This is a genomic window from Deltaproteobacteria bacterium (genome assembly GCA_016875395.1).
Taxonomy (GTDB): Bacteria; Myxococcota_A; UBA9160; order UBA9160; family UBA6930; genus VGRF01.
Map to the genome: position 1 here is coordinate 39,196 of VGRF01000001.1, position 23,555 is coordinate 62,750.

Below are 23,555 nucleotides of genomic sequence, written 5' to 3' on the forward strand. Positions count from 1 at the left end.
GCACCGGGCGAAGCGGGCGGATCCTAAACGCTCAGCTCCCCGCGCAGCACCGTCACCGCGCGACCTAACAGGTGCACGCGCGCGCCGCGCGTGCGCACCCGCACGACGCCCGTGCGCTGCGAGAGCTGCACGCCGGTGAGCTCGTCGCGCCCGAGGCGCGCGCACCAGAACGGCGCGAGCGAGCAGTGCGCCGACCCCGTGACCGGGTCTTCGTCGACGCCGGCCTTCGGTGCGAAGAAGCGTGAGGTGAAGTCGCACCCCGCGCGCTCGGCACGTGCCGTCGCGATCACGGCGTGGCCCGCCACGTCGCGCAGCGCGCGAAAGTCCGGCTGCAGCGCGAGCAGCGCGGCCTCGCTCGGCAGCACGACGAGCCAGCTCGGTCCATCGCTCGCATTCGGGCGAGGTACTTCGTGCACTGTCGCGTGTGCGAGACCGAGCGCCGCGAGCAGACCCGCGGGCGGCGCGCTCGATTCTGCGCGCGGTGGCAGCGCGGGGAAGTCGAGCTGGATCCACTCGCCTTCGTGCGCGGCCGTGAGCGTTCCCGAGAGGGTCGCGAAGGCGATCGGCGCGTCCGGCTTCGCGCGCCCCGTCTCCCACAGCACATGCGCGCTCGCGAGCGTCGCGTGGCCGCATAGCGGCACCTCGACTGCGGGCGTGAACCAGCGCAGGCGGAAGGCGTCGCCCTCGGGCCACAGGAACGCGGTCTCGGCGAGGTTCATCTCGGCGGCGACGGCCTGCATCCACGCGGCGTCGCGCGGCGCGCCAAGCAGGCAGACCGCCGCGGGGTTGCCGCGAAAGGGCGTGTCGGTGAACGCGTCCACTTGATGGAGAGGGATGAGCTGCGTCATGCCTACGAGCCTAATGCCTCGCGCGCGCGATGGGCTCGGACGCGTGGCGCAGAACGAGGCGCACTCGACCCGGACAAGCCGGGCTGCGGCCGGGTCACAGCCGCGCGAGCAGCTCCTTCACGCGCCGCTCGATCTCGTCGCGCACCTGGCGCACCCCCGCCTCGTCGAGATCGCGCGGGTCGCGCAGCGCCCAGTCGTCGCGGACGCGCGCGCGCACGTGCGGGCACGCATCGCCGCAGCCCATCGTGATCGCAGCGTCGAAGCTGAGATGCTCGACGGCGTCGAGGCCCTTCGACGCGTGCGCCGCGAGGTCGATGCCGCGCTCTCTCATCGCCGCGATCGCCTTCGGGTTCACGCGCCCCGCCGGCCGCGAGCCCGCGCTGTGCGCTTCGACTTCGCCGCCGCCGAGGGCGCGCGCGAACGCTTCCGCCATCTGGCTGCGATTCGAGTTCTCGACGCACACGAACAGCACGCGCTTCATCTTCACCTCGCGAACGCGGCGATGTTACGGTGCCGCGCGGACGCGGAGGTGACGAGCGCATGAAGCACGCGGGCCCCGCAGCGATCGCGCGCCTCGCGCCCTTGATCACGGAGCTGCGCAAGCTCGAAGCGCTGCGCGAGCCGAAGCCCGGCACGTTCTACCGCGGCTCGCAGGCGTTTCTGCACTTCCACGAGGATGCAGCGGGAGACTTCGCGGACCTGAAGGTGGCCGGCGAGTGGCAGCGCTCGCGCGCGACGACGCAGCGTGAGCGCGCGCAGTTGTTGCGGAGCGTGCGCGACGTGCTCGCTCAGAGCGAGAAGCGCTCTTAGCGCAGCGCGCCGTCCGCGCCGTGAGTGAGGCCAGCGGCGCCTGCCCGCTGCTCTCGCAGCGGCGCACGAGCAAGGCGCTGCGCGCGCTACTCAACCCCGAGTCTTCGCGTCCAGCAGCGCGACCAGCTTTTGCGTCGCAATCAGTCGATAGGCCTGCTCGATCAGCCCCGCGACCACGCCCCAGTCGGGCTTCGTGTCGAGCACGATCCCGACCCAGCCGTTGTGTCCGACGTAGGGCGGGCGCCAGAAGCGCGCCGGGTCGCTCTCGATCAGCGCCTCCTGCAGGCCTGGCGGCGCCGGGATCCACACCGACGCATGCGGCGCGCCGTGGTGGTAGTTGTCGAACATCGCGAACACCTTGCCCTTGCCCGCGAACCACGTGGGCTCGCCATGCGAGATCTTCTCCTGCGCTTCCGGCAGCGCGAGACAGAGCTTGCGCAGGCGCGCGAGCACCGGGCCGCTCGTGGTCTTCTTCTGAGCGTCAGTTGTTATGGCTGCACGCTTCGATTCGCGTTTGCGCGCCGTCATCGCGAGGGCTCCCGGTGCGGCCTCGTCCTCAGCGCTCGTGCCAGCTTCGGGCGCCGCTTGGCGCGAGCCTATCACCGCGAGAGCGCTCGCTGGGCTACCAAGGCCAGCGCGGAGGTGCGCGATGAGTGGCGAACAGAGCGAGTCACTCGCGCGCGCATACTTCGCTGCGGTCGAGCGCGGCGATCGCGCAGCGCTGCTCGCGCTATTCGCGCCCGACCTCGTGTGGCGCGTGCCGAAGGGCGCGATCCCGCCCTACGGCGGCGAACACCGCGGCGCGCAGAAGATCGTCGAGATGATGCTCGGCGCGGTCGGCACCGCGTTCGTGCCGGGCACGCAGCGCATCGAGGTGAAGCTGCTGCTCGCGCGCGGCGACGTCGCGATGGCGGAGACGCGCATGACGGCGCAGCGCCCGAACGGCGCGCCTGGCTACGACAACGACTACGTGTTCGTGTTCGAGATGCGCGGCGGACGCATCGCCGAGATCCGCGAGCACGTCGACACGCGCTACGCCGCGAGCGTGTTCGGAGGCTGATGGCGAGCGAAGCGCGCAGCGAGGCGGCGGCGCGGCGGCGCTCGCGGGACATCGAGGAGAACGAGTGGCGCAGAGGTTGTTAGGAAGGGTCGCGATCGTGACGGGCGGCGCGCGCGGGCAGGGCGCGGCGGAGGCGCGGCTCTTCGTCGCCGAGGGAGCGCGCGTCGTGATCGGCGACGTGCTCGCGGCCCAAGGCGAAGCGCTCGCGAAGGAGCTCGGCGCGAGCGCCCGCTTCGTGCGCATGGACGTGAGCGAGTCCGCGGATTGGGAGGCGGCGCTCGCCGCCGCGCGCGAGCTCGGCGCGCTCACCACGCTCGTGAACAACGCGGCGATCCAGCACTACGCGCCGCTCACCGAGACGCGCACCGAGGACTACTTGCGCGTCGTATCCGTGAACCAGCTCGGCTGCTTCCTCGGCATGCGCCACTGCGCGCCGGTGCTAGCGGCGAGCGGCGGCGGCTCGATCGTGAACGTGGCCTCGATGGACGGCACGCGCGGCACGAACGGCATGGTCGCCTACGTGTCGAGCAAGTGGGCCGTGCGCGGGCTCACGAAGGTCGCGGCGATCGAGCTCGGGCCCGCGAAAATTCGCGTCAACACGATCCTGCCCGGCTCGATCCTGACGCCGATGGGCAACCCGAACGACGAGGATCTCGCGACCTACAACCGCCACTTCGCCGGCTACCCGATCCCGCGCATCGGCCAGCCCGAAGAGATCGCGAAGCTCGCGCTGTTCCTCGCCTCGGACGACTCGTCGTATTGCACCGGCGCCGAGTTCCTCGCCGACGGCGGCGCCACTGCGGGCGTGCACTACGAAGGCGTCGTCACGTCGTTTCCGCGGAGGTGACGATGTCGCGATCGAACGCAGCTCGAGAAGCGCAGGTGATTCAGCGCCGCGAAGCGGCGCAGATCGCGCGCAGTGAGCCGAAGGCGAACGGAGAGTCGTAGAAATGGAGAAGCTCGCGTACTTGCTGTGGAACCGAGAGGCGCAGGACGCCGACGAGCTCCGCGATCAGCTGTTAGGGAGCACCGCCGCCGAGCTGCTCGCGGCGGGAGCGCTGCGCTTGCAGGTGAACGTCGCGGACTCGGCGGTCGCGCCGGCGGCGCCGATGCGCATGATGAGCACGCGCCCGCTGCCGAGTGCGCTCGTCACGCTCGCGCTGCACACGCACCTCGATCGCAAGCCCGCGGAGAAGGCGCTCGCGAAGGTTGCGCCGCGCATCGCGGGCTACCTCGTGCTCGAGTCCGAGCCGATCGTGAACACGAAGCAGCGCGCGCGCGAGGGCGAGCGCACGCCGGGCTACTCGCAGCTCGCGCTGATCCAGCGCCCGCCGCGGCTCGACGCCGAGCATTGGCTCCAGATCTGGCAGGGCTCGCACACGACCGTCGCGAAGGAGACGCAGTCCACGTTTCGCTACGTGCAGAACCGCGTCGTGCAGACGCTCACGTACGCCGCGCCCCGCTTCGACGCGATCGTCGAGGAGTGCTTCCCCGCCGCCGCGATGACGAGCCAGCACGCGTTCTACGACGCCGTGGGCGACGACGCGAAGCTCGACGCGAATCGCAAGCGCATGCTGGAGAGCAGCGGCCGCTTCATCGACTTCGACCGCATCGACGTGATCCCGATGAGCGAGTACGTGATGCGAGGGTGACGTTTCGGCCGGGCCGATTTGTCGCACGGTCGTTTCGGCCCGGCCGAAACGTCGCAGGGGCGAGCGCGATGGACGCCGCCGCATTCCAGCGATTCACTGCTTGGGCCGAGCACGCGCTCGGCGGCAAGGTCGTGCGCGCGGAGCGGCAGGGCGAGCGGCGCTCGGGCGGGCGGCCGGCGTGGTTTCTCGACGTCGCGCGCGGCGGCGAGGTGCTCGCTTGTTATGCGCGCATGGACCGCGGCGCGGAGCAGCTGATCTCGCGCGAGTTCACGCTCGAGCGCGAGCATCGCGTGCTGCGCGCGCTCGGCGAGGCGGGCGCGCGCGTGCCGCGCGTGTACGGCTTCTGCCGCGATCCCGCGGGCATCTTGATGGAGCGCGTGCGCGGCGACTTCGACTACACGCAGCTCGCGCCCGGGTCCGCGCGCGACGCGCTCGACGACGACTTCCTGCGCGAGCTCGTGCGCGTCCACCAGCTCGACCCCGCGCGCTTCGTCGCCGCGGGCATCGAGTCGCCGGCGAGCGCCGAGCAGACCGCGCTGCACGATCTCGCGCTGTGGGAGCGCGCCTACCGCCGCGCCCTCGTGCGCCCGGTACCCGTCGTCGAGTTCGCGACGCGCTGGCTGCGACGAAATCTTCCCGCGCCGCCGCAGCGACTCTCGCTCGTGCAGGGCGACACGGGGCCAGGGCAGTTCCTGTTCGACATGGCCCCCGCGGACAGCGCTCGCGGCTTGCCGCGCGCCACCGCGATCATCGACTGGGAGTTCGCGCACCTCGGCGACCCGGTGCTCGACCTCGCGCAGATCCGCACGCGCGACTTCTACAACCCCGGCATCGACCTCGCGCGCTGGCTCGTACGCTACGAGCAGTTATCAGGCTCGCGCGTCGATCGTCGCAAGCTCGCCTACTACACCGTGAAGTCGATGGCGATCACGCCGCTCGCGCTCGCGGGAATGGTGCAGCACATGCACCCGCGCACCGATCACGCCGAGTGGTTCGCGCAAGACGTGTGTTACAAGCGCGCCACCGCCGAAGCGCTGTGCGAAGCGATCGGCGCCCCGGCCACGCCACCCGAGCTTCCTGCCGAAGCTGTTACGGAGCGCAGCGCGATCTTCGACGTGCTCGAGGAGAATTTGCGCGACGAGCACAAGCCCGCCGCGCCCGATGACTACGCGCGCTATCGCCTCGATCTCGCGCGCCGCCTCGCGAGACACCTGCGCAACGCCGACGCGTTCGGCGCCGCGCTCGAAGCGGAAGAGCTGCAGGAGATCGCACGGCTCACGGGCGCGAAGTCGCGCACGCTCGCGGAGGGCGACGCCGCGCTCACCGCACTGATCGCCGCGAACGAAGGCGCGCGCGACTACGAGATCGCGGCGTATCTCTACCGCCGTGCCGTGCGCGACGAGGCGCTCTGGCGCGGCGCGCTAGGGGCGGGCGAGAAGGCGGTCTACCAGCGCCTCCGTTGAAGCAGAAGAGGCGAGGGGCTTGCGCCGCCTCGCCTCTTCGTTCGCCCCGCGCGCGCTCAGGCTCGCGGCGCGTCCTTCAGCTCCCAGCGCACGTACGCGCGCTTCACGCCGCCGACGAAGCTCGAGTTGATGCGCTCCACCGTGCGCGCGCGCTCGATCGAGACGAGGCGTTCGCGCAGCTGCGCGAACAGCGCGCGCAGCTCGAGCCGCGCGAGGTGCGCGCCGAGGCAGACGTGCTCGCCGCGCCCGAAGCCGATGTGGTTGTTGGGGTTTCGCGTGATGTCGAACTCGAACGGGCGCTCGAAGATCTCCTCGTCGCGGTTGCCCGAGGCGTAGAAGAGGCACACCGACTCGCCCTGCTTGATCGTGCGGCCGCGCACTTCGAGGTCGCGGGTCGCGGTGCGCGTGAACTGATTCACGGGCGTCACCCAGCGCACCGTCTCCTCGATCATCCCCTCGACGAGATCCGCGCGCTTCTGCAGCAGCGCGCACTGCGCCGGGTTGTCGATCAGCGCCTGCACGCCGCCGGTCATCGCGTTGCGCGTCGTCTCGTTGCCGGCGACGACGAGCAAGAAGTAATACGAGAGCAACTCGAAGACGGGCAGCGGCTCGCCGTTGATCTTGGCCTGCGCGACGACGGAGATGATGTCGTCCTGCGGGTTCTTGCGGCGCTCCTCCGACAGCGCGTGGAAGTACTTGAACAGCTCCATGCGCGCCTGATCGGCGGTCTCGCGCGTCGTGCGGCCCTGCTGAAACTCGGGCTCCTCGGGCGCGATCGTCTCGTTCGTCCACTTGAACAGCAGCGGCCAGTCCCGCTCCGGCACGCCGAGCATCAGCCCGATCACCGCGATCGTGATGGGCGCGGAGACCTCCATCACGAAGTCGAAGTCGCCGGTCTTGGCCTGCGCCTTGTCGAGAATCTGCTTCGTGATCAGGTGAACCTTCGGCTCCCACACCTTCACCGTGCGCGGCGTGAACCACTTCGACGAGAGCTGCCGATACTGCGCGTGCTCGGGCGGATCCATGTTCAGCAGATGCCGCGCTTGCAGCTCGCCCTCGACCGGCTCGAAGTTCTCGTCGAACACGGCGAGCCGCGGCTGGATGATGAAGTCCGCCGGGTTCTTCCCGATGTCGACGATGTCCGCGTGCTTCGTGATCGCCCAGAACGGCTTGAAGCGTTCGCTGCCCGCGTAGAAGCGAACCGGGTCGTTGTTACGGAGCCACGTCCACGCCTCGTGCGGGTAGCCGTGATCGCGATAGGTCTCGGGACCGACGATGTCCTCGATTCCGGGCGCGCTGGTGAAGGTGAGCTGCGTGGCAGCGGCCATGGCGTCTCCATCCGGTAGTGGGCGGTGTCGCACGCTAGCTCACCCGACCGATCGGTCGAGTGGCAACCGCAGCATTCTCGGGGCTTTTTGATCGGCCACGCCCGAGGCGTGCTGAGGAATTCCTCAGGGCCTGCGCCAAGCTCGGCGCCGCACGGAGGCCTCGATGACGGACCCGACTCAGCTCGCGACACAGCTCGGTGTCGGCCCCGAGTGGGCGCGCGCGTTCGCGGAGGTGGAGCGGCTCGTCGGCGGGCGCATCGTGCGCGCCGAGAAGCAGCCGCGCTGGCGGCCCGCGTTCTTCCTCGACGTCGAGGTCGCGGGCGAGACGCGCGCGGTCTACCTGCGCGGCGATCGCGGCGAGCTGCAGCACGGCGTGTACGGGCTCGATCACGAGTACCGCGTGCTGTGCGCGCTCGAAGCCGAAGGCGTCCCGGTGCCGCACGTCTACGGCTTCGTCGAGGAGCCGCTCGCGATCGTGATGGCGCGCGCGCCGGGCCGCGTGAACCTCGCCACCGCGAAGGACGAGAGCGAGCGCCGTGCGGTGCTCGATCACTGGATCGCGATCCTCGCCGCGATGCATCGCCTGCCGCTGGCGCGCTTCGAGTCATTAGGGCTCGAGCGCCCGAAGAGCGCGGAGCAGCTCGGCCTCGGCGATTTCCCGCGCTGGGAGAAGTCGTGGCGCGAGCGGAAGAACCGACCCGATCCGCGCATCGAGTGGGTGATCGCGTGGCTGCACCGCAACGTGCCGAAGCACCGCACGCGGCCGGCGATGATCCAGGGCGACGCGGGCCAGTTCCTGTTCGAGCACGGCCGCGTGACCGCGATGATCGATCTCGAGCTCGCCTACATCGGCGATCCGCTCGCCGACCTCGCTGGCATGCTGAACCGCGACCTCTCCGAGCCGATGGGCGACCTGAACCGCGCCTTCCACCGCTACGCGGACCTCATGGGTGAGCCGCTCGACGTGAAGACCGTCTGGTATCACACGGCGCGCTTCGGCATCTGCACGCCGATCGCGTGTGCGCCGCTGCTCGCCGCGCCGCCCGCGCAGTTCAACCACCCCGTCTATCTCGGCTGGGACATCGTGTACGGGCGCATCGCGCTCGAAGCGATCGCGCGCTTCAGCGGGATCGCGCTGCGCGAGCCCGAGCTGCCGGAGCCCGCGCCCTCGCGCCATGCGCCCGGCTTCGAGCAGCTGCTCGCGACGCTCGCGGCGCTCCCGCGCGGCTACGAGGCCGACACCGCGTACCGCATCGCGCAGTGGGCGCGCGAGCTCGACGCGCGCGGCGCCGCGATCGAGCGCGACGACGCAGAGGAGGTGGCGCGCCTGACAGGCGCGCGGGTGTCGCCCGGGCTCGATGCCGACCGCGCGCTCGAAGCGTTCGTGACCAGCGCGGGCGCCGAGCGCGACGAGGAGATCCTGCAGCTGCTCTACCGCCGCACCAAGCGCCAGCAAGCGCTGATGCAGCCCGCGTTGCGCGAGCTCGAGCATGCGCGCCTGCACGAGATTCGCGAGGAGGCATCGTGGCGATAAGGGCCTTCATCTCGTACTCGCACGATTCCCCGGGCCACAAGCAATGGGTGGCCAAGCTCGCCACGGATCTCCGGATGAACGGAGTCGAGACGACGCTCGATCAGTGGGATCTCCGCCCGGGAGACGATGTCGCTCGATTCATGGAGGAAGGTCTACGTGACGCTGAGCGAGTCGTCGTCGTCTGCTCCCGCGAGTACGTCGATCGAGCTAACGCGGGCAAGGGCGGCGTGGGATACGAGAAGGCGATCGTCTCCGCAGAGATCGTCCGAGATTTGGGCACCCGGAAGTTCATTCCGATCGTGCGCGGTGCCTCCAATCCTCCTGTGCCCACCTTCCTCGGCTATCGCTTCTACCTCGACTTCGAAGACGACCAGAAGTACCAGAGTGCATTCGAAGCGTTGCTTCGAGAGATCCTTGGGGTGCCAGATCCCGGGAAACCGCCGCTGGGAAGGAACCCGTTTGGAGCGGACGGACGTGGCTCGATCACATTCTCTTCAGTGGCCATCCAACCCGTCGGGTTGACTTCGGTCGTGCCCGATATCGCGCCTGTCGTTCCCACTCAGAAGGGCATGGTCGAGGTGCGGCGGCAGGCGCGCGAACTCATCGCCGAGTCGGCTCACTTGATCCGATTAGACGAGTTCTCGACGCGAGTCCTCGAGGCGACCGCCAAGAGCATCAGGGAGTCTCAACTTGCGGATTTCTCCATCCAACCGACTGCGCAGGTGTTCGCCGACCGAATCGCAATTGGAAACGACGCGACTGATCAGGCGTGCGCGCTGTTCGCCGAAGGTCTCCAGTGGGCGAACGAAGGACAGCTGACAGTGCTGTCTGCCGCCTTCTCTCGGCTGGGCACGTTCAGTCAGCCCACCGGGACGTTCTATCCCGCTTGGGTCGGGGTCGCTCGGTATCCGGCGCTCAGAATCGCCTACGCGGGAGGAATCCCCGCTGTCGCAAGGAAGTCGTTCCGAGCGCTAAAGGCATTGTGGATCGACGCGACCGGGCGAACCGAACGTAGAACCGAAGCACTTTCTATGGTTACGGCCCTCCACGAGGAGTCTCCCTTTCACCAGGAAGTCTGGAGGTGGTTGCCTGGAAAGGAGCGGCACCACACACCTGTGTCCGCGTATCTGCAAGAGAACTTGGCTCCACTCTTGATGGACTGCTTCCGCGACGAAGAGGCTTACAGCGAAGCGTTCGATGAGTTCGAACTCCTGCAAGCCATGGTCTATGCGGACGTCGATGCAAGAGGCGACCAGTTCGGATTTTGGGCTCCGCTGGGTGCATTCCTTTGGAGGCGGCGGCGACCCGATGCGCTCGCCCGTGCAAAGGCACTGATTGAGAGCGAGAGAGAGCGATGGGAACCGCTTCGCGGGGGCCTCTTCGGAGGGATGCCGGACCGGGCACTCGTAGCGTTGCAAAAGGTTGAAGACCTCACAGGAAGGATCCGCGGCGCTAAGGGCATCTGGTAGCGCCGACCCTACGGCGTGTACCAGATCGCGCTCGTGTAGGCGCGCTCCTGCAGCACCGCGGGCGGGTCCGCGGGATGGCCGAGCTTCAGCGCGAGTGCGTCGTAGAGCGTGTGGCGTGGCGTCGGGATCTGGAGCGCGCGCACGTAGTAGAAGGCGCGCTGCGCGGGATCGAAGTCGGGGTCGCGCCACACGACAGCGAGCTGCGCGGCGCCGATCGTGTTCGCGAACTTGCCGGTCGCGACATCGACCGAGCTGCCCACCGCCGGGAGCTTCCCGTCCGCGCCGGGCTTGCGGTCGCCCGACCACGCGATGTCGTAGACGCGCTCGCGCGCTTTGCCGTCCGCTCCGAGCCAGCCCTTCACGATCTGCACGCGATCGAGGTTGGCGCCGACGGGATCCTTCGCCACGTGTACGAGGAACGCGGGCGCCCGGCCGCGCGGCGCGCTCGTCAGGTCGCCGCCCATCGGCACGCCCTTCGCGTAGCCGACGCTCGCGACGTCCTTCGCGCGCGCATCGCTCGGCTTGAACCCGAAGCCGCCGAAGAAGCGCACCGCGATGCGCGGGCCAGTGGTCGCGTACACCTCCTTGCGGCGGAACGCGGCGAAGATCGCGTCGCGCGTGTTCGCCGCGGCCCACACGCCGGCGAGGCCCGAAGCGCTCATCCGCGAATAGGGCACGCTGCCGTTCTCGACGAACTTGCTCTCGGGGATCGAGTCGCGCGCGGTCTTGCCGTGGAAGTTGTCCTCGTCGGGCGACGACGCGCTCGTGTGCGCGTCGGTCGAGCCGATCACGCCGAACTTGTAGGGGTTGATGCCCGCGCGCGACTCGATCTCGAGGCCCCGCAACAACGCGGTGCGCGCGTAGGAGCCGGCCTTCGGCGGCGGCGCCGGAGGCAGCGCGCCATCCGGCTGTGCCTTCAGCAAGTAGTCGAAGATCTCGAAGCCGGCGAGCTCGTCGCTCGGCGAGAGCTCCGCGCGCGTCTCCGAGTCGCCCTTGATCTGCGTCACCTCGACGATCGGTTCCCAGCGCGCGCGCGTGCGCGCGTAGTCGGCGCTGATCGGGCGGCCTGCGCTGTCGACTTCGTCGAACATCATCCCGTCCGACAGGTTCGAGTTGTGCGGGATCGAGATGAAGTCGTTGCCCGCCGCCGCTTGCTGCTCGAACCAGCGCCAAAGGCCTTCGGGCTGATCGCTGTCGAAGTTGCTGAACGGGAGGAACTTCTGCGCCGCCGCCGCGCTCGCGGGCGTGAACACGACGCGATGCAGATTCCGGCCATCGGGCATCGAGGTCCACTCCCAGCCGACGAAGCTCGTGAACTTGCCGGGCTGGTTGTGGCTCTCCGTGATCGCCGTGCTCTCTTCCCAGATCGAGCGCGAGATGTCGCCGCCGAAGTCCGCGATCGGGACGTTGTCGTTCACCGCGCGCATGAACTCCTGGAACACGCTCGTGATGTCGCCCGCACTCATGCGCTCGAGCCAGCGCTTCCCGGTATCCGTGGCGGCGAGCGCCGGGTCGCCGCCGAACAGCTTGTACGGAACGCCCAACATCTCGGCGTGATCGGAGACGACGAGGAAGTCGAGCGGGCGATCCAGCTGGATGCGCGCCTTGTGATAGGGGTGGACCATCGGCAGGCCCTTCGCGAAGCGGTAGGCATCGTCGGGGTTCGCGGTGCGGTTGCCGAAGACGTACGCGTCGGGAGAGAACGACGTGTGGAGGTGAGTGTCTCCCCATAACAGCTGCGTCTGCTGCGCCGAGCCAGCAGCGGCGAACGCGAGCACGGCGAGCGAGAGCGCGATGCGCTGAAGCATGGTGAGCCTCCCGGCCGCGCACACTATTCGCGATCAGCGCGCTGCGAAAGACGCGACGCGCTCCACCGTCCAGTACGCGGCGAGGCAGCCCACGCCGAAGGCGGCGGCGCGTTCGGCGCGTGGCAACAGCGCCGCGAGCTCAGCCCGCTCGCGCCACGCGCGCCGCGCGAGCGCTGCGAGCGCGAACGCAGCCGCCACGAACGCGAGCTGCCCGAGCTCGACCCCGGCGTTGAAGGCGAGCAGCGCCGTGGGAATCTCGGTCTGCGGAAGACCGATCTCGCGCAGCGCGCCCGCGAAGCCGAAGCCGTGCAGCAGCCCGAAGCTGCTCGACACGGCGACAGGCGCGCGCCGCGTCAACGATGCGCGCGGCGCGCGCGCGAGCTCGCTCGCGACGAACACGACCGAGAGCGCGATCACGGTCTCCACCGGCGCGCTCGGGAGGCGCACCACGTCGAGCGCCGACGCCGCGAGCGTGACCGAGTGCGCGAGCGTGAAGCCCGTGACGGTGACGACGACGCGACGCGGCGTACGTGCCAATAACAACAGACACGCGAGGAACAGCAGGTGGTCCACGCCATCCGCGATGTGCCGCGCGCCGAGCGCCATGTACTGCGCCGCGACGCCCCGCTTCGTCGCGAGCGCGGGCGGGGTCCAGCGCGACTCCTCGGGCGAGAGCAGCGCGGTGTGCACCTCGCCGTTCGCGCGCGTGAAGCGAATCAGCGTCTGGATCGACGGATTCGCGAGCGGGTAGCGCACCGCGAGTTCCGGGCTCGCACTTGTACAGCGAAAGCGCGCTGCGCGCAGGATCGCGTCGCCCGCGTGCTGCTCGGTGCGATCGCCGACGAGCATGCAGCCGCTGAGCTCGACGTCCGGCAGATCGAAGCGCGGCACGCTCGCCGGAATGCGCCACTGCGCCGCCAGCTCGCCGCGCGCGCTCTCGCGCACCTCGACATAGAGCGGGCGGGCTTCGTGTGCGCGCGCCGCAGACGCGAGGGCGAGCAGCGCGAGCGCGAACAGGAGCGCGCACCTGGGACGTAAGTGCACCACGAGCCGGCGCGGACGATGTGCACGTACGTCCCAGGTGCGCGCTTGGGTGCACGTGCGTCCCAGGTGCGCGCTCATGGCGCCTCGCGCACTTCGTAGCGCGCGATCAGCTCGGCGACGGCGCTCGCGAGCGCGCGCTCTCCGGCTTCGCGCTGGGCGTCTTCGGCGACGCGCGCGCGAATCTCGGCGAGTTCGGGCGTGCGTGCGGGTGCGCGCGCGGACACGAGCACGAGGTGCGCGCCGTAGGGAGATGCGTACGGGCCGCGCCACTCCTCGCTCGGTGCGAGCGCGAACACGGCGTCGGCCAGCGCCGCGCCGAAGTGGCTCGCAACGAAGTCGTGCGTGCGCTCGACGTAGTTCACGTGGAACGCGAAGCGGTCGCCGTGCTGCGGGGCCTCGTCGAAGCGCACCCGCGCGCGGTTCAGCGCGGTGAGCTTCGCACGCGCGGCCGCGAGCGCGGCCTCGGCGCCGCGCTGCTCGGCGTCGAAGAACACGTGCGTGAAGGTGACGCTCGCCGGCTCCGCGTAGTCGGCGGCGTGCGCGGCGTAGAAAGACGCGAGCTCGGCGTAGCTGATCGGCGCGGGAGCGCTCGCTCCGCGCAGCGCGAACTCGAGCTTCTGCACGAGGCGCTGGCGGATCACGTAGTCGTCGCGCGCGAGGCCGAGCCGCATGGCCTCGCGGTGCAGCGCCTCTTCGCGCACGAAGTCGTCGCGCAGCGCCTGCCGCGCGGTGGGCGAGAGCCCGTCGTAGAGATGGGCCGCGGCGCCCGCGTCGAAGGCGCGCGAGCGGTACTGGACGAACTCGAGCAGCGCCGCGCGGTCGACCACGATCACGCGCTCGTCCGCGTCGCGCGGATCGCCCGCGATCGCGCGGTGCAGCGCGAACAGTGCGAGGCCCGCGAGGGCGAAGTGCAGCAGCGGTTCGCGGAGCAGGGCGCGCATCGCGCGAGTGGAACGCAGCGATCGCGCTGCGCGCAAGCGTCGCTTCGCGTCTCCTCAGCCGACTGGGACGATCTTGCCGAGCGCGTATCCGCCGAGCAGCGGGCGCCTTCGGCGCGCGAAGTCGCGGGCCTGTACTCGTTCGAAGGCGGGTGCGGCGGAAGCAGCGCCATCGCTTGATAGGCCTCGGCGACGAGCTCCGAACAGAAGAGGCTGTCGAGCCGCTCGCCACGCCACTTCCCGAACCAGCCCTTGAACGCGGAGCGCACGAGCTCGAGCTTGTCCTCTTCGTACGGGCGCCCTGATAACTCAGCGCGACGTTTCGTGAGCGCCGCCTCCATCTCTGCCGTGATCGGCTTGTCGAGGGGCCGCAGCTTGAACTCGCCGTCGTACGTGGCGAGCCGCTCACTCAAGGGCACGAGCTGCACGCCGTGCTGCTTCCTTCCCGTTTCGATGTCCGCGAGATCGGCGAGCGTCGTCGACTCCCACAGCAGCACGCGATCCGGGAACTTCGGCGAGCGCACCACCACGCCCACGTGTGACCACTTCCCGCCGATCGCCCACTTGATCACGCTCGAGAAGAAGCTCGCACCCGAGAACAGCACGAGGTCGCCCGTCTTCAAGTCGCTGCGGACGTCGGCGTACTTCGGTCGTTCGCTCGCAGCTCCGGCCATGTCGCCTCACTTCTCAGTTCGAGCTCACAGTCCCAGCGGCGCGCACGTCGAAGCGGCGCAGCTTGCTGCGCGAGTCGCCGTTCTCGTCCGTGCCCACGAGCAGCGTCGTGTCGTCGATCCACTCGATCGCCTCCAGGCCGCGCTTCGACGCCGGGATGAAGGCGCGCTTCGAAGCGAGCCAGTTGTCTCCCTGCGCGGGGCGATCGAACAGCCAGATGCCCGTCAGCGAGAGCAACGCGAGCCGCTTCCCGCTCGGCGAGAGCGCGGCGTCAGTCGCGGCCCAGATGTCCCGCGTGCTGCCGACGAGCGCCAACTCGCTCACCTCGTCCTTGCGTACGTCCGCGAGCTTCAGCCGGTAGAGCTTCGCGCCGTAGCCGAACTTGCTCTGCGACTCGCGGTGCTTCGTCACGAAGTAGAGCGCGCCGCGGTCGAAGAAGAGCGCCTCGCAGTCGAACTCGAGGCGCGTGGGCGGGAATGAGACTTGGTCGGGGTAGCGGACGCGGATGAAGCGCTTCGCGCGGACTTGCGCCGTGCCGGGCGTCGGCTCCGGGATCTCGTACACGCCGAGATCGCGGCGATCGTTTGCGTTGTTCCCCATGTCCGCGACGTAGAGAACGCCGCCGCTGCGCGTGACGTCTTCCCAGTCTTCGTTCTCGGCGCCGGCGATTTCAGTCGGCGCGGCCGCGGCCCCGCCGTTCGCGCGAATCGCGAAGAGGCGCGCCGCGCCGTCGTCGTTGTGCGCCCAATGAGTCCCAGAATGCGCGCCGCTCGCGGCGAGGCCGCTGAGCTCGGTCAGCTTCTTCGGCTCCACCTTGCGCCACTCGCCGTCGGCGCACGCGGGCATGCTCGCGGCGAGCAGCGCAAGCACGAAGATTCCGCGCGCTCCGCGCTGTGCGACTCGTTTCACCGCGATGCTCCCGTGACTGCGCCGCACTACTGTCGCGCGCCTCGCAGGAGTTCACATGCAGTTCTCGATGATCTTCGAAGCGCAGACCTCCGACCCGTCGCCGAATGGCGAGCAGCGCGTGATGCGCGAGTCGGTGGAGCAAGCGCTGCTCGCGGAGGAGATGGGCTTCGACCGCGTGTGGGCCGTCGAGCACCACTGTCTCAAGTGGTACGCGCACATGAGCGCGCCGGAGACGTTTCTCGCCTACGTCGCAGGCAAGACGAGCCGAATTCGCATCGGACATGGCGTGGTGTGCCTGCCGTATCGCATGAATCACCCGGTGAAGGTCGCCGAGCGCATCGGCATGCTCGACATCCTCTCGAACGGGCGCGTCGATTTCGGCGTCGGGAAGGGCGGTACGCAGCAAGAGAGCGGCGCGTTCCAAACGAACGTCGGCGACATCTCGCCGCAGCTCGAAGCGAGCGCGCGCATGATTCCGCGCATGTGGCGTGAGGATATGTTCGAGCACAGCGGCGATGGCATGGAGATTCCGCGGCGCCCGATTCACCCGAAGCCGGTGCAGCAGCCGCACCCGCCGATGTTTCTCGCGTGCACGCGCGAGGCGACGCTCAACCAAGCGGGCGAGTGGGGCGTGGGAGCGCTGTGCCTCGGCTTCGCGGGCCCCGAGGACATCGCGAAGAAGAACCGCATCTACCGCGCCGCGCTGAAGCGGCGCACGAGCGCGACGCAGGTGGGCGAATTCACGAACGAGCACCTCTCGGCGCTCTGCCCCGCGATCGTGTTAGGGGATCGCGACGCCGCGAAGAAGATCGGTCACCGCGGCCAGCGCTATTTCGCCGAAGCCATCAACCACTGGTACGACCCCACCGGCCAAGCCCCGCAGCCGCGCACGTTCGTCGACGGCGACGACGCGGACGTGCTGCTGCAAACCGGTCAGGCGATCGTCGCGCGGCTCAACGAGGAGAAGATCGAAGTCGGCACCGAGACGACGGGCATGTACAACCCGAACAACGCCTACGGGAACGTCGCCGACGCGATCGAGTACGTGGAGAGGCTGATCGCCGCCGGCGCCGACGAGATCATGTTCCTGCTGCAGATGGGCACCGTCCCGCAGGACGCGATCCTCGAGTCGATTCGGAACCTCGGGAAGCACGTGATCCCGAAGTATCGGAGCGCGCAGCGCGACTAAAGGGTCGCGCTCGCGCGCTTCACGCGCGCCGCGATCCTCAGCGCCATCGCCCCTAACAACGCCGCCACGATGCCGACGTACAGCACCTGGTGGCCCACGCCGAGGTTCTCGAACGCGTGAGGGATCGTGCCTGCGTTCGTCTGCGTGAACACGAACCAGATCCACCACGCACCCGCGGTGTGCAGCGTGTTCCAGGCGCGCGCGCCGATTGCGGCGCGGGCGGCGTCGCTCGAGGTGAGCGCCATCGCGAACTAGAGCGCGAAGCCGAGGCCGCCGCCGATCAGGCCGACGAGGTCGGGCTCGTAGCTCGCGAAGCGGCTGAACAGCAGGACCAGCGAGACGCCTTGTAGGAGCTGCGCGTAGGCGGCGGAGACGCCGAGGTAGCGGCGGTTCGCGAGCAGCCAGCGCGTGGCGTCGTTCTTCACGAACTGGCGAAGCGGGCGCGCGATGAAGGTGAGCAGGAACAGCGCGACCGAGGCGCGCGCGGTGGCGCGAACCCAGGCGCGCACGCTGTTTTCGCTCACGCCGCCGCCCGCGAACAGCGCGACCGACGCGACGCTGAGCACGAGCACGATGCGCAGCGTGAGGCCCCAGCCGCGCTGGGAGGTGGAGGTGTTAGGGGCGGCAGCGCTGGTCATGTCGGCTCCGTGGCGCGCGCAGGCTACCCGCCTCGATGCGGCGCGCGAGCTTGCGGATACTGCGCCGCGATCAGCGAGGAGCGGCCATGGCGGAGGAAGTGCGCGGCATCGATCGAGAGCGCGTCTCGGGGTGGCTCGCGGAGAATCTTGCGGGCGCGAAGGCGCCGTTCGCGTTCGAGCTGATCGCCGCCGGCGGCTCCAATCTCACGTATCGCGTGAGCGACGCCGCGGGCGCGCGGTTCGCGCTGCGGCGCCCGCCCGTCGCCGCGCGCATCGCCACCGCGCACGACATGGCGCGCGAGTGGAAGATCATGGCGGCGCTCGCGAAGAGCGCGGTGCCGGTGCCGTCGATGCTCGCGTATTGCGCTGACGACGCGGTGAATGGCGCGCCCTTCTACGTGATGTCGTTCGTCGAGGGGCTGATCCTGCGCAACGCACAGCAGGCGGCCGTCCTCGATGCGCAGGAGAAAGAGCGCGCGACGTGCTCGCTGATCGCGGTACAGGCCGCGCTCCACACGCTCGACGTGGACGCGGTCGGCCTCGGCGATCTCGCGAAGCAGCGCGGCGGCTACGTGGAGCGGCAGCTCGCGCGCTGGCGCAAGCAGGCCGAGGCATCGACGATGCGCGCGATTCCGCACATGGCCGAGGTGCACGCCCGTCTCGCTCGCGCGATTCCGCGCGAAGTCGCGCGCCCCGCGCTCGCGCACGGCGACTATCGCTTCGACAACGTCGTGATGGACGCGGAGCAGCGCGTGATCGCCGTGCTCGACTGGGAGCTGTGCACGATCGGCGATCCCATCGCCGACTTCTGCTGGTCGCTCATGTACTGGGCGGCGCCGGGCGCGCAGAACACGTGGCTGCAGGATCCGCCCACGCAGGCGCCGGGCTTCTGCACCCGCGCCGAAGTGTGCGAGCGCTACGCGCGCGCGACGGGATTCGATCTCTCGAAGCTCGCTTATTACGAAGCCTTCTCGTGGTGGAAGATGGCGTGCCTCATCGAGGGCGTGTCGGCGCGCGTGAAGGCGGGCGCGACGGGCGGCATGCGCTCGGGCTCGTACGAGAGCGTGATCGAGCGCGCGGACGCGTACTTCGCGCGCGCGGAAGCGCTGTCGCGCGCGCTCTAGAACGAGATCGGCAGCCGCTCGTAGCCCTGCACGAACTCGGTGTCGTGCCGCTTCGCGCGCGAGAGGTCGACGCTGTACTCGCGCGCGCGCGCGAGGATGGCTTCGAGGCAGAGGCGGCCCTCGAGCTTCGCGACGTGCTGGCCGAGGCAGGCATGTTGGCCCGCGCCGAACGAAGCGATGCGCAGCGGCTTGCGCGTCACGTCGAACACGTCGGGGTTCGCGAACTCGCGCTCGTCGCGATTGGCCGAGGGGTAGAGCATCAGCACGCCCTGCCCAGGTGTCAGGGACTGGCCGTGCAGCGAGAGCGGCTTCGTCACGGTGCGGCACAGGAACTGCGTGGGCATGTCGTAACGCACGACCTCGGTGAACGCGTCCGCGATGCCGCTCGGATCGCGCGCGAGCGCGGCGCGCTGCGCGGGGTGTTCCCACAGCCGCACCAGCGCGCTCGCGAGCACCTTCGGGAACGTCACGCTGCCGCCGACGATCAGCTCGCTCACGTGGGATGCGGCCTCTGCGTCGGGCATGCGCGCGCCGCCGAGCTCGATCGAGGCGAGCGCATCGAGCGCGCTGCCGCTGCGAGACGGCGCCGCGCGTTCCTCGCGCACGCGATCGAGGCAGTAGTCATTCAGCTCGCCCATCGCGGCCCAGCCGTCGGCGGAGATGCCTTGCTGCGAAGGGTCGTGCGTGAAGTATCGCTCCACGAGGCGACGCAGGTACTCACCGTCCGCGAGCGGCAGCCCGATCGCGAGGCACGCCACCTTCGTCGAGAGCTTCGAGCCCACGTCCGCCACGATGTCGCAGCCGCCGCGCGCGAACGCGGGCGCGAGCAGTTCCGCGACGAGATCGCGCACGCGCGCCTCCATCTCGCGCAGCTGCTTCGGCAGGAACGCGGGGCGCACCGCGGCGCGCAGCACGGAGTGCACGGGCGGATCCGTGGAGTTGAGCATCGGCGTCACGGGCTGTTCGCGCGTCACGACCTGCGCCGACGCGGTGCCCTTCGAGACGGTGAAGCGCGCGGTGTCGCTCGAGATCGCCCACACGTCTTCGAAGCGCGAGATCGCCCAGCAGTCGTACTTCGGCAGATACAGCGCGGGCGCCTCGTCGCGCAGCTGCTTGTAGATCGGATACGGGTCGCGCAGCACCGCCGACGAGAAAGGGTCGTAGTCGATCACGCGCGTCACTCCAGCTCGGTAGGCGGGCGCGCATCGTGCCCGAGCGCGCGCGGCGCCGCCAGCGAATTTCTCAGAATGCGATCGGGAGCCTCGCGTAGCCCTGCACGAACTCCGTGTTGAAGCGCTCGGCCTGCGCGAGGTCGACCGAGTAGTTAGGGGCTGCGGCGAGGATCGCTTCGAGGCACAGCTTGCCTTCGAGCCGCGCGACGTGCGTGCCAAGGCACGCGTGCTGGCCCGCACCGAACGACGCGATGCGCTGCGGCTTGCGGTTCACGTCGAACACGTCGGGGTTCGCGAACTCGCGCTCGTCGCGATTCGCCGAGGGGTAGAGCATCAGCACGCCCTGATCGGGCCTCAGCGTCTCGCCGTGCAGCACGATCTCGCGCTTCACCGTGCGGCACAGGAACTGCGTCGGCATGTCGAAGCGCAGGATCTCGTCGTACGCGTCGGGGATCCCGCTCGGGTCGCGCACGAGCTGCGCGCGCTGATCGGGGTGCTGCCACAAGCGCACGAGTCCGTTCGCGAGCGTCTTCGGGAACGTCTCGCTGCCGCCCACGATCAGCAGCGTGAGGTGTGACGCGATCTCCTCGTCCGTGAGCTTGCGGCCGTCGAGCTCGGCGCCGCACAGCGCGGGCAGCGCCTGCGGCTCACCGCGGGGCGCGCGCCGCTCGTCGCGCACGCGCGCGAGCGAGTAGTCCGTCATCTCCGTCATCGCGGCCCAGCCGTCCGCGGAGATGCCCTGCTGCGCCGGATCGTGCTGGAAGAAGCGCTGCACGAGGCGGTGCAAGTACTCCCCGTCCGCAGCGGGCAGACCGATCGCCATGCACGCGACCTTGATCGAGAGCCGCGCGGCGACGTCGCACACGATGTCGCAGCCGCCGCTCGCGACCTGCGGCGCGAGCAGATCGGCGAGCATCGCGCGCACCGCGGGCTCGACCTCGCGCAGATGCTTCGGCAAGAAGCACTGCCGCACGACGGCGCGCAGCTTCGAGTGCGCGGGCGGGTCCATCGAGTTGAGCATGGGCGTGACGGGCTGATCCTTCGTAACGACCTGCGCCGAAGCCGTGCCCTTCGTGGCGGTGAAGTGCTGCGTGTCGCTCGACACGCTCCAGATGTCGTCGAAGCGCGAGAGCGCCCAGCAGTCGTACTTCGCCAGGTAGTACGCGGGCGCCTCGTCGCGCAGACGCTTGTAGAACGGGTAGGGATCGCGAATCACGTCGGGCGAGAACGGGTCGTAGGAAAGCATGCGGGGAGCTCCGGCAACACGGCGCTGCGCTGCAAGCGCCGTTCCCCGCACACCGCGCCAAGAAGCGCGCGTGTGAGGCTCTTCGGTGGCGCGCCGCGCCGCATCCGAGGAGCACGCGTGGCGTGCGGCCACGCGGATCGGCCCCGCGAGCCGCGCCGGCAGCGGCACGCGCACTGCAATCGCCGGTGCGCGGTGGAGGTGCTCGTGTGCGCACGATTCTTCGCAGCGTGAACCTGCTCGACGGCGCGAGCCCGCTGCGCACGAACGTCTCGCTGGTGATCGACGGCGAGCGCATCGCGGCGATCGGAACGAACGGCGCAGTCGAGACGCGCCCCGGCGACGTGGTGTTCTCGCTGACCGGCAAGACCGTGATGCCCGGCATGGTGAGCGGCCACTTCCACGCCACGTTCGACGGCGCGACGCTCGACATCTTTCCCCTCGGCGTCGATCAGCCGCCCGGCGTGCTGATGCTGCGCGCCGCCAAGAACGCGCGCCTCGCGCTCGACTGCGGCTTCACGAGCGTGGTCGGCGCCGGCGGCGGCGACGACATCGACGCGCAGCTCGCGCTCGGCATCGCGCAAGGCCTGACGGCTGGGCCGCGCATCGTGCCGTGCAGCCGCAACCTCGGCACGACCGGCGGCTACATCGATCTCGCGCCGTGGTGGTACGAGATGCGGAACATCGGGGCGTGCAAGCTCGGCGACGGGCCCGACGCCTTCCGCGCGATCGTGCGCGACGAGATCCGCCGCGGCGCGCGCATGATCAAGGTGTTCGTGACGGGCGGTCACGGCAACGTGAACACCGCGCAGCGCGAGCTCTCGCGCGCCGAGCTCGCGGCGATCGTCGACGCCGCGCACGAGCGCGGGGCGCGCGTGCGCGCGCATTGCGCGTGGAAGGAGCGCATCCTCGAGTGCGTGGAGCTCGGCGTCGACGTGATCGACCACGGCGACGAGATCGACGCCGAGTGCATCGACGCGATGGCGCGCGCGGGCACGTTCTGGGATCCCAGCGCGCTCTACCTGCAGAAGCTGCTCGAGCTGCCGGCGCTGCAGGGCCCCGAGACCGCCGCGCTGCGCGACGCGACCACGCGCGAGCTCGACAACATCGCGCGCTGGCTCGGGCCCGCGCAGCGCGCGGGCGTGCGCATCGTGCTCGGCGACGACTACGGAACCGCGTTCCTGCCGCACGGCAGCTACGCCGAGGAGCTCACTCATTATGTGAAGCGCCTGGGCGTGGCGCCGCTCGACGCGCTCGCGTGGGCGACGAAGAACGGCGGCGCGCTCGTGGGACTGCCAGATCTCGGCACGCTCGAGGTCGGCAAGCTCGCCGACCTGCTCGTCGTCGACGGCGACCCGAGCGCCGACATCGCGCTGCTCAGCGATCGCAGCAAGCTCCGCGGCGTGATGAAGAACGGGGAGTGGCAGCGCGCGCCGAGCGCATAGATCTGCCGATTCTCGCAGTGCCCTGCCGAGTTCGGCAGACGCTATTCGCCGTTCTCGCGCGAGCGCGCTCGCCGCACGCGGCACCGGCGTTGCAATGCGCGCCTCGCATCGAGCGCGCGGAATCTCCCGCGCGCTCGCACGACGAGGTCGCCATGCTCGAATCCAGCTCCATCCGCAAGATCGCGCGCGCGTCCGCGCTCGCAGCACTCTCACTCGCGCCCGGCGCTGCGCTCGCAGGCTACTGCTCGGACACCGCGGATCTGCAAGAGCTCTCCTGTGAGCACGAGGCGCGCGACGACTACTACAAGGCGCGCGCGATCTGCTTGAACATCGGCGACTCCTCCGAGCGCGCTGCGTGCGACGCCGACGCGACGGACGGCCGGCGCGAGGCGCTGCTCCGCTGCGACGAACAGTCCGACGCGCGCGAAGATCTGTGCGCGATGATCGGCGAGGCGCGTTACGACCCAGACTTCTCGCCCGCGAATTTTCAGAACCCGCGCCAGCCCACGCGCACGAACGCTTACTTCCCGCTGCGTGTCGGCAACACCAAGGCCTTCTCGGACGGAACGGAAACCGTGGACATCACGGTGCGCAACGAGACGAAGCTGATCGAAGGCGTGCAGTGCATCGTCGTGAACGACGTCGTGCGCGACCAGGGCGAGCTCATCGAGGACACCGATGACTGGTTCGCGCTGCGCAGTGACGGCTCGATCTTCTACTGCGGCGAGGAAGTGAAGGACTTCGAGACCTTCCCCGGCGATTCGCCGCCGATTCCGGAGCTCGTCGACATCGGCGGCTCGTTCAAGACCGGTCGTGACGGCGACAAGCCCGGCATCCTCTTTCCCGCGCGCCCGGTGGTCGGTCAGGTCTACGGGCAGGAGTGGTCGGCGAGCAACGCGGAAGACGCCGCGATGGTGCTCACCACGACCTACAGGTACGGCCGCGACGCCGTGCTCGACGCGCTGATGCCGCCCGCGCTCGCGCAGCGCTTCTGCTCGGCGGGCGATTGCGTGGTGACCGCCGACTTCACGCCGATGGAGCCCGGCGTGGTCGAGCACAAGTACTACGCGCGCGGCGTCGGCCGCATCCTCGAGACGAAGCCGAGCACCGGCAAGGCCGTGCAGCTCGTGGGGTGCAACTTCGACTCGCGCTGCGCAGGCCTGCCGCAGCCCTGATGAGCCGCAGCGCTGCTCCCTCGCGCCGCGGCGC

At 69.7% G+C, this 23,555-nt stretch carries 24 protein-coding genes; 11 read left to right on the forward strand and 13 right to left on the reverse strand.

The features are described from left to right. Nucleotides 1-23 precede the first annotated feature (23 nt). Nucleotides 24-848: a PhzF family phenazine biosynthesis protein gene (locus tag FJ091_00210; protein MBM4381765.1), complete on the reverse strand. Its 825-nt coding sequence runs from the start codon at nt 846-848 to the stop codon at nt 24-26. Nucleotides 849-942: 94 nt separating this feature from the next. Then, on the reverse strand, nt 943-1,329 hold the full coding sequence (locus tag FJ091_00215) for an arsenate reductase ArsC (GenBank protein ID MBM4381766.1): 387 nt from the start codon (nt 1,327-1,329) through the stop codon (nt 943-945). A 59-nt stretch (nt 1,330-1,388) separates the two neighbouring features. Here FJ091_00215 and FJ091_00220 point away from each other — a divergent pair, with 59 nt between their 5' ends. Beyond that, complete coding sequence (locus tag FJ091_00220) at nt 1,389-1,658, forward strand: hypothetical protein (protein ID MBM4381767.1); 270 nt, start codon at nt 1,389-1,391, stop codon at nt 1,656-1,658. A gap of 90 nt (nt 1,659-1,748) precedes the next feature. Here FJ091_00220 and FJ091_00225 read toward each other — a convergent pair whose 3' ends face one another. Continuing rightward, the gene (locus FJ091_00225; protein MBM4381768.1) at nt 1,749-2,186 is read right to left on the reverse strand and encodes an MmcQ/YjbR family DNA-binding protein; all 438 of its coding nucleotides are present in this window, start codon (nt 2,184-2,186) and stop codon (nt 1,749-1,751) included. A 121-nt stretch (nt 2,187-2,307) separates the two neighbouring features. On the opposite strand from FJ091_00225, the gene FJ091_00230 reads away from it, so the two are divergent. The 4 genes from FJ091_00230 to FJ091_00245 all read left to right on the forward strand — a co-directional run bounded on the left by FJ091_00230 (nt 2,308) and on the right by FJ091_00245 (nt 5,833). Beyond that, the gene (locus tag FJ091_00230) at nt 2,308-2,718 is read left to right on the forward strand and encodes a nuclear transport factor 2 family protein (GenBank protein MBM4381769.1); all 411 of its coding nucleotides are present in this window, start codon (nt 2,308-2,310) and stop codon (nt 2,716-2,718) included. A 64-nt stretch (nt 2,719-2,782) separates the two neighbouring features. After that, nucleotides 2,783-3,565 (forward strand): glucose 1-dehydrogenase, encoded by a 783-nt coding sequence (locus FJ091_00235; protein MBM4381770.1) that lies wholly within the window; start codon nt 2,783-2,785, stop codon nt 3,563-3,565. A 103-nt stretch (nt 3,566-3,668) separates the two neighbouring features. Continuing rightward, entirely contained in the window at nt 3,669-4,370 is a 702-nt protein-coding gene (locus tag FJ091_00240; protein ID MBM4381771.1) for an EthD domain-containing protein, read from the forward strand. 68 nt (nt 4,371-4,438) lie between these two features. Beyond that, nucleotides 4,439-5,833, forward strand: a complete 1,395-nt coding sequence (locus tag FJ091_00245) for a phosphotransferase family protein (protein ID MBM4381772.1) — start codon at nt 4,439-4,441, stop codon at nt 5,831-5,833. Nucleotides 5,834-5,889: 56 nt separating this feature from the next. Here FJ091_00245 and FJ091_00250 read toward each other — a convergent pair whose 3' ends face one another. Continuing rightward, on the reverse strand, nt 5,890-7,161 hold the full coding sequence (locus tag FJ091_00250) for a cytochrome P450 (protein ID MBM4381773.1): 1,272 nt from the start codon (nt 7,159-7,161) through the stop codon (nt 5,890-5,892). Between the two features lie 163 nt (nt 7,162-7,324). Between FJ091_00250 and FJ091_00255 the strand changes: the two genes are divergently transcribed. Together FJ091_00255 and FJ091_00260 are read left to right on the forward strand one after the other, a co-directional pair. After that, the gene (locus FJ091_00255) at nt 7,325-8,695 is read left to right on the forward strand and encodes a phosphotransferase family protein (protein MBM4381774.1); all 1,371 of its coding nucleotides are present in this window, start codon (nt 7,325-7,327) and stop codon (nt 8,693-8,695) included. Then, nucleotides 8,686-10,164, forward strand: coding sequence for a toll/interleukin-1 receptor domain-containing protein (locus FJ091_00260; GenBank protein MBM4381775.1), 1,479 nt, complete (start codon nt 8,686-8,688; stop codon nt 10,162-10,164). The genes FJ091_00255 and FJ091_00260 overlap by 10 nt, the downstream gene beginning before the upstream one ends. Nucleotides 10,165-10,172: 8 nt before the next feature. Here FJ091_00260 and FJ091_00265 read toward each other — a convergent pair whose 3' ends face one another. The 5 genes from FJ091_00265 to FJ091_00285 are packed head-to-tail and all read right to left on the reverse strand — an operon-like array spanning nt 10,173 to nt 15,535. Beyond that, entirely contained in the window at nt 10,173-11,972 is a 1,800-nt protein-coding gene (locus tag FJ091_00265; protein ID MBM4381776.1) for a DUF3604 domain-containing protein, read from the reverse strand. A gap of 33 nt (nt 11,973-12,005) precedes the next feature. After that, on the reverse strand, nt 12,006-13,094 hold the full coding sequence (locus FJ091_00270) for a HupE/UreJ family protein (protein MBM4381777.1): 1,089 nt from the start codon (nt 13,092-13,094) through the stop codon (nt 12,006-12,008). Next, nucleotides 13,091-13,957 carry a peptidyl-prolyl cis-trans isomerase gene (locus FJ091_00275; GenBank protein ID MBM4381778.1) on the reverse strand — a complete coding sequence of 289 codons (867 nt, stop codon included), beginning with the start codon at nt 13,955-13,957 and terminating at the stop codon, nt 13,091-13,093. Before FJ091_00275 ends, FJ091_00270 begins: the two co-directional genes overlap by 4 nt. Then, a complete protein-coding gene (locus tag FJ091_00280) occupies nt 13,846-14,628 on the reverse strand; it encodes a hypothetical protein (protein MBM4381779.1) in 783 nt (260 codons plus the stop codon). The genes FJ091_00275 and FJ091_00280 overlap by 112 nt, the downstream gene beginning before the upstream one ends. 13 nt (nt 14,629-14,641) lie before the next feature. Beyond that, complete coding sequence (locus FJ091_00285; GenBank protein MBM4381780.1) at nt 14,642-15,535, reverse strand: hypothetical protein; 894 nt, start codon at nt 15,533-15,535, stop codon at nt 14,642-14,644. A 55-nt stretch (nt 15,536-15,590) separates the two neighbouring features. On the opposite strand from FJ091_00285, the gene FJ091_00290 reads away from it, so the two are divergent. Continuing rightward, on the forward strand, nt 15,591-16,724 hold the full coding sequence (locus tag FJ091_00290) for an LLM class flavin-dependent oxidoreductase (GenBank protein ID MBM4381781.1): 1,134 nt from the start codon (nt 15,591-15,593) through the stop codon (nt 16,722-16,724). Here the strand turns inward: FJ091_00290 and FJ091_00295 are convergent. Beyond that, entirely contained in the window at nt 16,721-16,969 is a 249-nt protein-coding gene (locus tag FJ091_00295; GenBank protein ID MBM4381782.1) for a hypothetical protein, read from the reverse strand. The two genes, FJ091_00290 and FJ091_00295, sit on opposite strands and share 4 nt — an antisense overlap. Nucleotides 16,970-16,975: 6 nt before the next feature. Beyond that, nucleotides 16,976-17,362 (reverse strand): hypothetical protein, encoded by a 387-nt coding sequence (locus FJ091_00300; protein MBM4381783.1) that lies wholly within the window; start codon nt 17,360-17,362, stop codon nt 16,976-16,978. Between the two features lie 86 nt (nt 17,363-17,448). On the opposite strand from FJ091_00300, the gene FJ091_00305 reads away from it, so the two are divergent. Continuing rightward, nucleotides 17,449-18,486: a phosphotransferase family protein gene (locus FJ091_00305; GenBank protein ID MBM4381784.1), complete on the forward strand. Its 1,038-nt coding sequence runs from the start codon at nt 17,449-17,451 to the stop codon at nt 18,484-18,486. Here FJ091_00305 and FJ091_00310 read toward each other — a convergent pair. Together FJ091_00310 and FJ091_00315 are read right to left on the reverse strand one after the other, a co-directional pair. Then, entirely contained in the window at nt 18,483-19,667 is a 1,185-nt protein-coding gene (locus FJ091_00310; protein ID MBM4381785.1) for a cytochrome P450, read from the reverse strand. The two genes, FJ091_00305 and FJ091_00310, sit on opposite strands and share 4 nt — an antisense overlap. 61 nt (nt 19,668-19,728) lie before the next feature. Next, entirely contained in the window at nt 19,729-20,904 is a 1,176-nt protein-coding gene (locus FJ091_00315; protein ID MBM4381786.1) for a cytochrome P450, read from the reverse strand. Between the two features lie 206 nt (nt 20,905-21,110). On the opposite strand from FJ091_00315, the gene FJ091_00320 reads away from it, so the two are divergent. Further along, nucleotides 21,111-22,346 (forward strand): amidohydrolase family protein, encoded by a 1,236-nt coding sequence (locus FJ091_00320; protein ID MBM4381787.1) that lies wholly within the window; start codon nt 21,111-21,113, stop codon nt 22,344-22,346. Between the two features lie 152 nt (nt 22,347-22,498). Then, a complete protein-coding gene (locus FJ091_00325) occupies nt 22,499-23,521 on the forward strand; it encodes a hypothetical protein (GenBank protein ID MBM4381788.1) in 1,023 nt (340 codons plus the stop codon). Nucleotides 23,522-23,555: the final 34 nt, after the last annotated feature.